The 12,490-nt window shown below is 69.9% G+C and carries 8 protein-coding genes and 2 pseudogenes; 4 read left to right on the forward strand and 6 right to left on the reverse strand.

Annotation, left to right across the window (positions count from 1 at the left end; genetic code table 11):
- Position 1: 1 nt before the first annotated feature.
- Both hglS and ACWGJ5_RS38810 read right to left on the reverse strand, forming a co-directional pair.
- The gene (gene hglS / locus ACWGJ5_RS38805; RefSeq protein WP_453314329.1) at positions 2–1,399 is read right to left on the reverse strand and encodes a 2-oxoadipate dioxygenase/decarboxylase; all 1,398 of its coding nucleotides are present in this window, start codon (positions 1,397–1,399) and stop codon (positions 2–4) included.
- A 94-nt stretch (positions 1,400–1,493) separates the two neighbouring features.
- Positions 1,494–2,666: an NAD(P)/FAD-dependent oxidoreductase gene (locus tag ACWGJ5_RS38810; protein WP_453314330.1), complete on the reverse strand. Its 1,173-nt coding sequence runs from the start codon at positions 2,664–2,666 to the stop codon at positions 1,494–1,496.
- A gap of 172 nt (positions 2,667–2,838) precedes the next feature.
- Here ACWGJ5_RS38810 and ACWGJ5_RS38815 point away from each other — a divergent pair, with 172 nt between their 5' ends.
- The 3 genes and pseudogenes from ACWGJ5_RS38815 to ACWGJ5_RS38825 form a co-directional block, all read left to right on the forward strand.
- On the forward strand, positions 2,839–3,759 hold the full coding sequence (locus ACWGJ5_RS38815; RefSeq protein ID WP_453314331.1) for a LysR substrate-binding domain-containing protein: 921 nt from the start codon (positions 2,839–2,841) through the stop codon (positions 3,757–3,759).
- A gap of 247 nt (positions 3,760–4,006) precedes the next feature.
- Positions 4,007–4,279: a hypothetical protein gene (locus ACWGJ5_RS38820; RefSeq protein WP_453314332.1), complete on the forward strand. Its 273-nt coding sequence runs from the start codon at positions 4,007–4,009 to the stop codon at positions 4,277–4,279.
- Positions 4,280–4,701: 422 nt separating this feature from the next.
- A pseudogene (locus tag ACWGJ5_RS38825) lies at positions 4,702–4,881 on the forward strand (class I SAM-dependent methyltransferase); the annotation flags it as partial.
- Between the two features lie 30 nt (positions 4,882–4,911).
- On the opposite strand, the gene ACWGJ5_RS38830 reads toward ACWGJ5_RS38825, so the two are convergent.
- The 4 genes from ACWGJ5_RS38830 to ACWGJ5_RS38845 all read right to left on the reverse strand — a co-directional run bounded on the left by ACWGJ5_RS38830 (position 4,912) and on the right by ACWGJ5_RS38845 (position 12,089).
- Positions 4,912–6,132, reverse strand: a complete 1,221-nt coding sequence (locus tag ACWGJ5_RS38830; RefSeq protein WP_453314333.1) for an SGNH/GDSL hydrolase family protein — start codon at positions 6,130–6,132, stop codon at positions 4,912–4,914.
- Positions 6,133–6,227: 95 nt separating this feature from the next.
- On the reverse strand, positions 6,228–8,651 hold the full coding sequence (locus tag ACWGJ5_RS38835; protein WP_453314334.1) for a glycosyl hydrolase family 95 catalytic domain-containing protein: 2,424 nt from the start codon (positions 8,649–8,651) through the stop codon (positions 6,228–6,230).
- A gap of 97 nt (positions 8,652–8,748) precedes the next feature.
- Positions 8,749–10,620 carry an alpha-galactosidase D gene (locus ACWGJ5_RS38840; RefSeq protein WP_453314335.1) on the reverse strand — a complete coding sequence of 624 codons (1,872 nt, stop codon included), beginning with the start codon at positions 10,618–10,620 and terminating at the stop codon, positions 8,749–8,751.
- A 332-nt stretch (positions 10,621–10,952) separates the two neighbouring features.
- A complete protein-coding gene (locus tag ACWGJ5_RS38845; RefSeq protein WP_453314336.1) occupies positions 10,953–12,089 on the reverse strand; it encodes an ROK family protein in 1,137 nt (378 codons plus the stop codon).
- A 308-nt stretch (positions 12,090–12,397) separates the two neighbouring features.
- Between ACWGJ5_RS38845 and ACWGJ5_RS38850 the strand changes: the two are divergent.
- Positions 12,398–12,490, forward strand: a pseudogene (locus ACWGJ5_RS38850) (sugar ABC transporter ATP-binding protein); the annotation flags it as partial.

The raw sequence follows: 12,490 nt of genomic DNA on the forward strand, positions 1-12,490 counted from the left end.
GTCAGCGGAGGGAGCCGGTGAGGCCGAGCTGGTGGGCGATGCGGGCCAGAGAGCGGTTCTGCTGCTGCTCGTAGAGGTCGAACGGGTCGAGGACGTCGCGGCCGATGGCGCCGGAGAGCCAGGCGGCGTCGTAGGCCGTGCCCTGCCGGCCGTTGTGGCGGATGCCCTCGCCGCTGAGGTTGGACTGGAAGATGCCGGCGGCCGAGCGGGGCAGGAAGTCCTCGTAGACGATGGGCTGGGCGCGCACCCAGCCCTCCCGCACCAGGCCTTCCAGGTCCGCCGGCGGCCGGCTTCCGTCGCCGGGCCGGTCGGGGTCGAGCCGGTAGGTGAAGTACGCCAGTCCCTCGGCGGCGAGTTCCTTCTCGCTGCCGGGCATGTGCCGCTCCCACACGCCACGCGCGATGTCGCCTCGGGCCCCGGTGGGATTCAGCAAGGCCCGCTCGTCGATGAGGCCGAGGAGTTCGTCGTACAGGGCGCGGCCCTCGCGGGTGAGGGCGATGCCGCGGGCCTCGACCTCGCCGAAGCGGACCCGCAGGACGCCGCTGACGACGCCGCCGTCCGGGGTGCGCATGGCGCGGGACTCGGCCAGGGCCCGGAAGGAGGTCTGCCGCAGCAGCACATCGGGGCCCTTCCAGGCCGGCGGGCCCTGGATCGTGTCGATCATCTCGATGCCGCGCTCGGTCATGCGCCGGTACAGCTCGTCGATGTCCAGGACGCGCGGGGTGAGGTGGTTGATGTGCGTACTGCGCACGCCGCCGATGTCCGCGGCGACGGCGGAGACCCGCTCCAGGGTCTCGTACCAGGCCTTGTCCACCGGCTCGGGAGACAACTCGAAGGCCTGCACGGCCAGTTGGAGGAGGCGTTCGGCCTGCTCCTCGGGCAGCTCCTGCTCGGCCGCGGCACGGTCGGCCAGGGCGAGCAGCTCCGGTGGAAAGAGTTCACGGCTCGCGAGGAACGCTTCGAGGCGCGTGCGCAGACCGGCGTCGAAGAAGCGGGGGTCGCCCGGAGTGAGCATCGAGGTGAAGACCCGGAAGGGGTTGCGTGCCAGCTCCTCGCCGTCGACCGGCCGGAACGCGGTGGACACGACGGGTACGGCGCTGGCCGCGGCCTCCCTCAGGTCGTAGAACCCGACCGGGTGCATGCCGAGGGCGGCGAAGACGCGGGCGACCTGCTGTAGTTCGCGTGGCGTGCCGACACGGATGGCTCCGTGCCGCTCGGCGGTCACCCGGCCGATGGATCCGAGACGTTCGGCGCCGGCCCCCTGCGCGCGCAGGACGTCCTCGTTGACCTCGCGCGTGACGTCCACGAGCGTGGTGTAGGCGGGAACCTCCTGCCCGTACATCCGCGACAGCCGTTCCGCGAATGCGGCCCGCAGCTGCCACTGACTGATCGTCGACATGGTTCCGCCTTTCGGTCGGGGTTCACACCAAGTGAGTCGTCGGCATGCGCATCACGTCAGCCGTCGGGAATCGCATCCCCTGAGGTATCGGTATTCACACGACATGCGCTTCTGGGCGGACGTCGGCGCCATGGCGGAACCGGTCGGCGCTGAGCGGGGAGATGTCGGTGAACGGCTCGCGCTCCAGGTACAGGTCGCGCATGACCTCGCCGACCGCGGGAGCCTGGAGGAAGCCGTGGCCGGAGAACCCGGTGGCGTACAGGAAACCCGGCAGCTCACCGGAGCGGCCGATCAGCGCGTTGTGGTCCGGTGTGACCTCGTACAGGCCCGCCCATCCCGCGGCGGTCTCCATGTCGGCCAGGACCGGGGCGCGGTGGCGGGCGACGGTGCGGAACAGCTCCAGCCACTTTGAGGTCCAGGTGGTGTCGAAGCCGTCCTCCTGGTCGGGATCGGCCAGCCCGAACAGCAGACCGTCGTCGCTGTTGTGGAAGTACGCGGTCGAGGAGAAGTCGATCGTGAACGGGATACGCGGAGCGGGCGGCGTGAGCGGCACGGTGAACGCCAGCTGCCGTTTCACCGGCCGTACCGGGAGGCGGACGCCGGCCATGTCGCCGATCCGCGCCGACCAGGCTCCTGCCGTGCAGATGACGGTGGAGCACGCGATGGGGCCCCGGCTGGTGTGCACGCCGACGACGCGGTTTCCGGCCGTGTCGATGCCGGAGACCTCGGTGTGCGTGGTGAGGGTGACACCGGCCCGGGCCGCGGCCCGCGCGTATCCCTGGACGACCAGTCCGGGGCGGGCGTGCCCGTCGGTGGGGGAGTACGCGGCGGCCACGAGTCCGTCGGTGCTGACGTAGGGACACAGGCGCCGGGCCTCGCCGGGGCCGATCATGCGGCTCGGCACGCCCAGGCCGTTCTGCAGCTCGACGCCGGCCTCGAACTCGCTCGCCTGCTGTTCGCTGTCGAGCAGGAAGAGATAGCCGACCGTGTCCAGCCGGATGCCGGCTCCGGGACGCCGGGGAAACTCCCGGTAGGCGCACAGGCTGCGGCTGCCCAGCTCGATGTTGAGCGGATCGGAGAACTGGGCACGCACGCCGCCGATCGGCTTGCCGGAACTGCCGCAGCCGAGGTCTCCGCGCTCTACGACGACGACGTCGGTCACCCCGGATTCGGCGAGATGGAACGCGGTGCTCACACCCATCACGCCGCCACCGATGATCACGACATCGGCGGAAGCCGGAACGGTGCGGTAGGCGGAGGAGGGCAACGGGCCACTCCCTTCCAGAGGCCACCTCGCCGGGCGGGTCCCGATCCCGGGGCGGCGGGGCTGTCCGTCGGTGACTGAGTGATGCCGATCAGCTGTCTGTGCGTCATCGTGCAGCAAGCCAACCGTTGACGTCCATCAACGGTTGGTGCTTCCGAACTTTTAGCATTCCTGTATGGACTGGACGAGTGCGCAACTGCGTTCGCTGGTGGAACTGACCAGACGCGGCACCATCACCGCCGTCGCGGAAGCCCTGGGGTACACCCCCGGCGGGGTCTCGCAGCAGATCGCCGCACTCGAGAAGGCCACCGGCATGCGACTGTTGCGGCGCGTGGGACGCCGCGTGGAACTCACCGACGCCGGGGCGACCCTCGCCCTGCACGCCGAGCGCATCCTCACGACGGAAGCCGAAGCCGTGGAAGCACTGGAGCGCACCCGGAACGAGATATCCGGGACACTGCGGGTCGGCGTCTTCGCCACGGCCGCCGCCGAGATCCTCCCGCCGGCCCTGCGTCAGGTGCGCGAGAGACACCCCGGCGTGACCGTGCGCAGCCGGGACATGGACGTGGACGAGGTGTACGACGCGGTCGCCGGCGGAAGCGTGGACCTGGCCCTGGGCCTGGACTACCCGGACGTGCCCATCCCACGTGATCCGTCCCTGCGGGTCAGGGAGCTGTCCAGGGAACGGTTCTCGCTCGCCGCTCCCACCGGCGCCATGCCCGGCCGGCACAAGGTCTCCCTCGCCGACACCAGGGACCGGGGATGGATCCTGCCGTCGGCCGGCAGCTACTACGGCCGTGCCGTGCTCACCGCCTGCCGCCGGGCCGGTTTCGAACCCCGGGTGCTGCACGAGGTCACGGACACGGCCGCCACCCTGGCCCTGGTCGAGGCCGGTGTCGGGGTCAGCGTGGTGACGGACCTGATGCTGCGGCTGCGCCCGTCCCGCCTGGACGTCCTGGAGTTGCAGGAGGTGATGGAGCGGCACATCGTCGTCGTCTTCCGCTCCTTCGCCGAGCACCGGCCGACGGTGGCCGCCCTGGTGGATGTCCTGCGAGCCTCCGCGGGTCGCCGCCCCGGCCCGGCGCGCCCCGGTTGATCGTTTCAGGTCAGTGGTGAACGACACCGGGCCGGCGGCCCGTCATGCCGCCGCTCGCCCGGTGAGTGCTGCGCCACCCGCGTGGCTTCCACCCCATCCTCACCGCGGGCACGGTCGATCCTCGCCGAACGCGGCATCGCGTACTGCGCACCAACACCGTCGCCCTCGAGGCGGCCCACCGCCGGGTCACCACCCCCCATCGCGTCCGGCCCATGGCACTGTCAGTGGTGGCTGCGAGGCTGGCGGCATGGACAGGAACGATGAGCAACTGCTGCGCGGCCGGGTCTACGGCCAGGACCACGACCAACCGGGCCCGCGGCCGGGACGCCGGTACGCCGAACTCGTCGGCGGGCCGTTGGACGGGCTCCTGCTCGACATAACCAGCTGGACGCGGGACGAGATCCGCACCGGGGCGGCCCTCCCCACCGAGCTGGGGCAGTTCGGTGTCGGTGGCCGTGCGGTGTACGCCCCGCGCCCCGGCGACCCCCGCCGCTTCGACTGGGACGGGGACGTGCCGTGACGGTTGTCGGCCGGCCACGGCGGCGCTGCTCGGCCGGATGAATGTCCCGCGCCCGGTGCATGTGCGCCGACGAGGACATGCACGCCGCGTCGGCGCCAGTGCCGACAGGGTTTCGAAGTCTCAGGTGAGCGCGCCGGAGCGGAGGTCGGATGTGACCGCGTCGAGCCGGTCGGGCTCCGCGGTCAGTACGGCGCGGCGGGGAACTCCGGGTACCCGGCCCGCGGCGCGACCAGCATGTCCCGCAGCCACTCACGCGTTGCCGCACGGCCCACGTCGGTCACCTCGTGGAGCATGCCTTCCGGCCTCGACGACGGCCGTGAGGTCCGGGTGCTGCGTGACGCATCTGCGTGATGGGACAGCAGGAACTGATCGCATGTGCATGCCGTTGCAGGCTTCCCGCGCTGCGCGCTCAGGTCGGTGGACTCACCTACACCACGGCGGACTACCTCCAACTGCTGCGGACCTACTCCGGCCACCGCGCTCTTCCGCAAGCCGCCAGAGCCGCGCTGCTGGAGTGCATCGCGGCACTGATCGACCGGCGGTACGGCGGCCGGGTGACCAAGCGCCATCTCATCGATCTCGGGGTGTCACGGCGTCGGTGACGGCCCTGGCCCCGCGTCCGGCGGCGGGTGTCAGGTGCGCAGCAGCCGCAGGTCCACCGCGTCGGCCATGGCCTGCATGCCCTCGTCGTCGGGGTGGATGTGGTCGCCCGAGTCGTAGGCCGGGTTGAGGGCGGCCGGGTTCGCGGGGTCACGCATGGTCCGGTCGAAGTCGATGACGCCGTCGAAGGCGCCGCCGGTGCGGATCCACCGGTTGACGCTCTGACGGATCGCCTCGGCGGCAGGGGTGTAGTACCCGTTGCCCTGGTCGGGCATCAGGGTCGCGCCGATGACGCCGACGTGCGCGGCATGCGCCTGATCGATCAGGGTGCGGTAGCCGTTGATGAGGTCCTGGGCGGTCAGCGGGCTGCCGTCGGGGCCGGCGTTGTTGCCGATGTCGTTGATGCCTTCGAAGAGGATCACGTCCTTGACACCGGGCTGGCCGAGGGCGTCATGCCCGAACCGCTTGAGGGCGCTGACGCCCTGCCAGAGGTTGGGCACGTCGGTGAGGACCCGGTTGCCGCCGATCCCGGCGTCGACGACGCTCAGCTTCTGCGGACCCGGTCCGGCGCCCAACCGGCGCCCGAGGAAGTCCGGCCAGCGGCTGTAGGTGCCGGTCGAGGAGTGGTAGCCGTCCGTGATGGAGTCACCGAAGGCGACGACGGTGCCCCGCGCGGTCGGTGACACGACGTCCAGCCCTGCCAGGTAGTACCAGGAGGTCGTGGTGGTGCCGAAGGCGGCGGCGCCGTCGTCACCGGTGTGGTTCCCGGAGGCGATGTAGGTGGTGTCGAACGCGTCGGAGTGCCAGGTCGACACCCCCGTCGTACCGGGCACGTAGAGGCTGACGAGCAGGTTCTCCCCGGCGCCGAGGGAGATCGGGACGACGTCGCTGACCGTCTCTCCTCCGGTGGGGATCGTGAGGTGGCGGGATCCGCCGAAGGTGACGTTCCGCGTGGTGCCGCGCGTGGCCTCGCCGCCGCTCGCCTGGACGGCCACGTCAACGGCGCCGACATCGAGCGGGGTGGTGCTGTACCGGTTGGACAGCGTGATACGGGCGCCCGAGCCCGAGACACTGCTGTGCACCACCATCCGGATGGTCTGGCCGGTGAAGGACGGGCCGCCGGTCGTCATGCTGGGCGACCAGGCGCTGACCCGGGTGCCCTTGGTCTGCTGTGAGGGCGCGGCAGCGCTCGCCACCTGGGCGGTGCTCAGTGGAACGGCCGTCAGGGCCAAGCCGGTCAGCGCGCCGAACACGGACAGCAGGGTGCTGCGACGCGGCCGGCGAACCGCCGTGCTTCTCTCTTCCGAAAACATCGTCGATCTCTCCACTCTTCTCGTGGTCCGCATCGTCAGCCGAAGTTGCCCAGCGTGACGGACTCACCGGGCTCGAGGCTGATCCTCCGAGAGGTGCCGCCCGCGGACACGGTCGTGTCGCGGCCCCCGACGCTCCTGAACGTCACCTGCATGACCTTGCCGTTCCTCCAGCTGAGGTCGGCCACGAAGCCGCCGCGGACTCCGACGCCCGACACCGAGCCGGACGCCGCCCACGCGGCCGGCAGCGCGGGCAGCAACTCGACGTGGCCCGGACGTGAGTAGACGAGCATCTCGATCACCGCGGAGGGGGTGCCGAAGTTCGCGTCGATCTGGAAGATGCCGCGGCCCTGCCCCATGTCCATGATGTCGAAGAGGTTCGGCGCGGTGCCGTTGCTGCCGTTCACCGACGGCTTCAGGTTGTTGACGACGAGCCGGTAGGCCTTCTCCGCGTTCTTCAGCCGGGCCCAGCACAGGCTGCGCCAGGCGTTGGACCAGCCGTAGCTGTTCATGCCACGGGCGGTCAGGAGGGCCGTGGCGCCCGCGAGGATGTCCTTCGGCGTGGAGTCGTCCGGGCGGATCCGGTCGCCGGGGAAGAGGCCGATGAGCGGAGAGAGGTGCCGGTGTGTGGTCTCACCGAGGTTGTCGGGTGACATCCACTCCTCCAGCCAGCCGGTCTTGGGGCTGACCACGGGCAGGTACAGGCGCCGGCGCAGACCGTCGATCGTCGCGCTGTAGGAGGTGTCCCTGCCCAGCACCTGGGTCGCGGTGTGGTAGTTGCCGAAGAGGTTCCACACCAGTTCCTGGGCGTAGGTGATGCCCTTGGCGTCCAGCGGACCCTGTTCGGGCGACCAGTCGCTGTCGGCGACGAGGACCTCACGCGAGGCCCCGGAGGCGTCGGTGACGGTCGTGGTGATGAGACGGGCCTCCCAGAACTCCACGGCGCCCTTGACGAGGGGGTAGATCTTCTGGAGGTAGGCGCGGTCCTGGGTGTACTCGTAGTGCTCGAACAGGCTCTGGCAGAGCCAGGCGTTGCCGGCCGGATGCCACCACCAGCCGCCACCGCCGTAGGGGTTGGTGGAGATGGCGACGGTCCAACCGGCAAGTTTCCCGCTGGAGTTGCGGTATCTGTTGGCCGGGCTGTTGAACAGCCGCCGCGTGACCTCCGTCCAGGAGGGCAGCTGCGCGAGGCAGTAGTCCGCGAAGGCGTCGAAGCAGCCGGACAGGCCGGCGCGGTCGGCCATCCAGTAGTTCATCTGGATGTTGATGTCGGTGTGGTAGTCACCCATCCAGTCCGGGTCGTTGCCGTCCAGCCAGGGACCCTGCAGGCCCATCGGCAGCGTGCCCCGCGATCCGGAGATCATCAGGTATCGGCCGAACTGCAGGTAGGCGGCCTCGAGTTCGGGGTCGGGGACGTCGTCCCGGTAGCGGGTCTGCACCCGTTGCCAGGTGTCCAGCCTGCGCTGTGCGGCGGACGACGTGCCGAGGTCGATGTCCAGCTGCTCGAACACCGGGCGGAAGTCGGCGACATGCGTGTGGAGCAGGGTGCTCGCGGAGTGGCCGGCCGCGCCCAGGACCTTGGTCCGTGCCAGGCGCTCCGGGTCCACGGACGGGTCGCGGAACCCGGCGGCCGCGTCGGGCGCGTAGTCGGTGCCGCCGCTGACCACCACCGTGAGGTCCTTGCAGCCCCTGAAGGAGATCGACGTACCGTCGACGGCGACCGTGCCGGTGCTGCTGCGGGCGGTGACGGCAGCGCCGTACTTCAGCCCGTTGGCGAGGGAGGCGCCGAACGACACGTAGTGCCCGGCGCCGTCGGCGGTGCTGGTCTCCCCGTGGGTCCCGGCGAGGGTCACGGTACCGGTGTAGGTGCCGCCGCCCTGCTGGGAGAAGTACAGGACGATGACGTCGTCGGGGCGGCTGGCGAAGATCTGCCGCTGGTAGGTGACACCGGACAGGTCGTAGGAGGCGCTGACGAGACCCTGGGCGAGGTCCAGGGAGCGGCGGTAGTTGTCGACCGAGCCCAGGTCGTGCCCGTCGATGTCGACGGTGAGCTCGGCCAGCAGGGTCAGGGAGCCGAAGTCGTCCCGGCCGTAGGGGAATTGGCCGTCGCTCTGCAGGGTGTCGTTGAGGCCGCCGGTCCACAGGGTGGCGTCGGTGATCATCAGCAGTTCGGCGGCGGGGTCGTTGCCGGCGAGCGCTCCGAGGCGCCCGTTGCCCACCGGCAGGCCCTGCCGGATCATCGAGTTGGCGGAGCCGGGAGCCTGCCACCACAGCTGGTTCCGGGCGGCGGCCGCGGACAGCAGGGGTGAGGAGGTGGGGCGGACGGGGGCCGCCGATGCGGTGAAGGCGGGCAGACCGCCGAGGGCGGCGGCCGTGCCGGCGGTTGCGGCGAGAGCGAGAAAGCCCCTGCGGCTCGGGTGGTTGTCGCGCGATTCGGTGTGCTCGGTGTGCTCGGTGTCCACGTTGTGCACTCCATGTCAGGGGAACGGCGCAGTGCGGGGCGGTGCGGGGCGGTGCGGGACCGGGGGACAGGTTCACTCCCCCGGCCTCGCACGAGGCTCAGGGTGACTTGGGTACGTCGATCCGGTCGATGTCGGGGGAGTAGTCCCAGCCGCTGTCGAACGTGATGGTGTTGGAGCCCGCCTTCAGCGCCAGCTGGACGCTGACGGTGTCGACCGTGCCCCAGTCGCCCGTCGAGGGGAACTTCAGACTGGTGCCGTTGCCGCTGTTGGAGTAGACGGTGACCGAGCGGGGGTCACCGCTGACGTAGGCGACGTTGACGGTGTAGATGCCGTCCTTCTTCACTGTGATGTCGTTGAACTGCAGCTTGCTGTCGAGGTAGAGGTTGCCGACCTTCTTGCCGCCGGAACAGGAGCCGCATGCGGCAGTGGAGGCGTTGCCGGTGAGGGTGTTGCCGGCGGACTCGGCCTCGTAGCGGGTGGTCGCCGGCGGCGTGCCGCCGGGCTTGACGGTGAACAGCCGTGAGCCGTGCGAGGGCAGCGTCGCGGTGATCCTGTTCTTGTACGTGCCGAGGTTCCGGCGGTTCCACAGGTCGCGTACGGAGGCCGCGCCGGTGAAGCCGAAGGACGCCCAGTCCGCGGTGACGGAGGCCGGCGAACTGCCGAGATTGAACAGGGCGACGGTGTACGTGCCGTCGGCGTTCCTGGTTCCCCAGACCTGCTGGTCACCCATCGGTGTGACGGGGCGTGCGACGGGCGAGTCGTTCTGGTCGACGCCGATGACTTCCTGGTTGGTCAGCAGGGAGAGGCCGTAGCTGTCCAGCTTGGTGAGGTCGTCGCCGGTGAACAGAGGCGACTTGCTGATGGCCCACAGGGTCATGTAGCTCTGTCGCTCGGCGTTGGTGAGACCGTCCATCGCGCCGTTGCCGACGTCGATCGCGTCGAGGTCGTTCCAGCCGCCCGGACCTGCCTCGTGGCTCCACGCCGGCGCGTCGTTCCACCGGTCGTTGACCGAGTTCTCCCAGGTGACCAGGGTGTTGCAGTAGCACTCCACATCGGTGTCGATGCGCCAGCCGTTGGAGTACTTCTTCCAGTCGGCAACGTGGCCGATGTCGAGCGACCAGGACAGTTCCAGATGGATCGGGCGCCCCGTGCCCGTGATGGCCTGGTGCCAGGCGGCCACGTCCGGGACGTTGTCGTAGTTGTCGCCGGACTTGGAGGAACCGGGGCCCACCCCGTCCAGTTTGAGGAAGTCGTAGCCCCAGTCCGCGAGCATCTGTGCCTGCGCGTCGACGTACTTCTGCGCGCACGGCTTGTCGAAGTCCAGTTTGTAGGCGCTGTCCCAGCCGTTGGTGGTGCGCAGATCCGGGAAGACGATGTCCGCCGTGGTGCAGCCGGGGGCGTTCCGGATCGGCACCTCGCCGTCGCCGTACGCCCCCTTCTCCAGGCCCACCGGCAGATAGATGCCGGCCTTGAGGCCCTTGGAGTGGATGTGGTCGGCGACCGACTTCATGCCATGGGGGAACCGGACGGGGTCGGGTGTCTGCCGGCCGTACTGGTCGAACTCGGACGTCCAGTTCCTGTCCATCCACCAGCCGGCGTCGATGTTGACATGGTCGTAGCCGTAGTTCTTCAGCGTGGCGGCGAGGGCGTCCGTCTGCTTCAGGACGTTCGCCTCGGTGAGGTAGCTGTAATTGCCGTCCGGGTTCAGGCCCGGGTACTGGGAGGACTGCATACTCCAACTGGACCAGCCCATGTACGGTTTGGCCGCCAGGCCGGAGGTGGCGTCGGCCGTGGTCGCGGCCGGGGTGACGGCTGCACCCGGGGAGCCGGAAGCGACGGCCTCGGTGGCGGCGGCCGGCACCACTGTGGCGAGTCCGGCGGTGACGGCCAGGACCAGCGCCGCTCTGACGGTGCGGCGTGGGAAGCCGGGCACGGCTCCGCGCAGGAGTCTGTACGGGGATGACCGCATGGGTCGCCTCCTGAAGTGAGGTGGGGTGAGATGAGAGGGGAGGGGGAAAGCGCGGTGGCACCCGGCGGGGGACGAGCGTGGTTCCGGGTGGGGGAGGGGCGTCGTACGGGGCCCGAAGCCGGGCTGGAGAGGCCGGAGAGGGCAGCTGGCCGGTCAGGACACGCCGGGCGCTTCGGCTCAGCCCCTTCCTGAGCCGAAGGGGAGCCCGCTGATGAACCGGCGCTGCACCGTGCAGCACATCAGGAGCGTGGAGATCGCGGTCATGAGAACCCCTGCCGCGATGAGGTCGGACTGTGGGGGCTGCGGCTCTGCAGCGTCATCGCTCCTCCTTCTCACATGCCCGATCCCATGAAGGACTGGATGGAGGTGGCCGCGGCTCCGCGCGCCCACTCCTCGAACGGCAGGGGACGTGTCACCACGTCGCACTGCGAAGCGGTGCCGAAGGCGGACGCGGCGAACGCGTCCCGGATGCCCTCCGCGACCAGGTCGTAGGCGGCCAGGCCCTCGCCGGAGATGACCACCCGCTCGGGACCGAGGATGTTCACCAGGAAGCCGATGGCCTTGCCGATGGCTTCGCCGGCTCGTGCGTAGACCTCTCTGACACCGGGGTCTCCGCTGTGGGCCAGTTCCAGCGCCTCGGCCGCGTCGCTCACTTGCTTGCCCGTGGCCGCGCACACAGCGCGGAGTATCGCCGGATCCGCCGCGATCGCCTCCACACATCCCCGGTTGCCGCAGTGGCACAGCGGGCCGAGCGGGTCGAGTGACAGATGCCCGATCTCGCCGGCCACGCCGTGCGCGCCCGACACCACCTGACCGTGCACCACGAGGCCACATCCGATGCCGGCGCCCACCGTCACCAGAGCGAAGTCCGAGAGACCGACTCCGGCCCCGAACCAGTGTTCGGCGACCGTGAGCGCCCGCACGTCGTTGTCGACCGTGACCGGCAGCCCGGTCGCCGTGCCGGCGATCGCGGCCAGCGGTACGTCCCGCCACTCCAGGAAGGGGGAGTAGCGGACAACGCCGTCCGCGCGGTCCACGTCGCCCGAGATCGCGATGCCCAGGCCCCGTACCTGCACACCGAAACCGTCGGCCTCCGTGAGCAACTCCTGTACCAGCGAGGTGATGACGGGCAGCACCGCCTCCGGCTCGCGGCCCGTGAGCGGTACGTGCCGGGACACGCGGACACGGCAGCACAGGTCGGCCAGTACGGCGATGATCTCGTCGCCTGTCACCTTGATCCCGATGAACAGCGCCCTCCCCCCGTCCACCCACACGAGGTTGGCGGGACGTCCCACCACGGGACGCGCCTCTTCGTCCACGCCCTCGACCAGATAGCCGAGTTCCATCAGCGGACGGACCGCCTTGGTGACGGCGGCCGGCGACAACTGCGTCCGCCGCCCCACCTCGGCCCGAGTGAGCGGACCGTGGGAGAGCAGCGTGGTGAAGACGAGGGAAGCGGCCGGCGTCATGGCCGGAAACCTAGAGAGGTTCTTTTTCGCTGTCAATGAATAGAGCAGGTGCCTTGCCATAAGCCTCTGTTGAGGGCAATCGATCTTGAAAACAGAGGCAGGTGGCGCGAGTTGACGCACGATGGAAGCCATGGGTGGCGGGCGTCCCAACGAGCGGCGCACACGCGCCCCTTGCTGCCGCCGACAACGCCCCTCCGCCGCACACGGCGCCTTCCCGGTCATTGGCCCGCTTCGCCAGATCGATCAGGATCTCTCTGGCAAGGTGCGGATCCCTCTATTTCCCACTCCGACCAGTAACAGTGAGGTACCTGGCCACCGTGCCGCTGATGCCGGTGTGGCGCAACTTCTTCCTCGGCTCGGAGATGACCAAGGGACCGTGGCCGCTCCGGCGGCTGGACATC

The sequence above is a fragment of the Streptomyces sp. NPDC054783 genome (assembly GCF_053611725.1).

Bases quoted from the DNA above. Each gene is read 5' to 3' on its own strand.
- ACWGJ5_RS38845 (WP_453314336.1), bottom strand. From the start codon at position 12,089: ATGACGCCGGCCGCTTCCCTCGTCTTCACCACGCTGCTCTCCCACGGT.
- ACWGJ5_RS38840 (WP_453314335.1), bottom strand. From the start codon at position 10,620: ATGCGGTCATCCCCGTACAGACTCCTGCGCGGAGCCGTGCCCGGCTTC.
- ACWGJ5_RS38820 (WP_453314332.1), top strand. From the start codon at position 4,007: ATGGACAGGAACGATGAGCAACTGCTGCGCGGCCGGGTCTACGGCCAG.
- ACWGJ5_RS38815 (WP_453314331.1), top strand. From the start codon at position 2,839: ATGGACTGGACGAGTGCGCAACTGCGTTCGCTGGTGGAACTGACCAGA.
- hglS (WP_453314329.1), bottom strand. From the start codon at position 1,399: ATGTCGACGATCAGTCAGTGGCAGCTGCGGGCCGCATTCGCGGAACGG.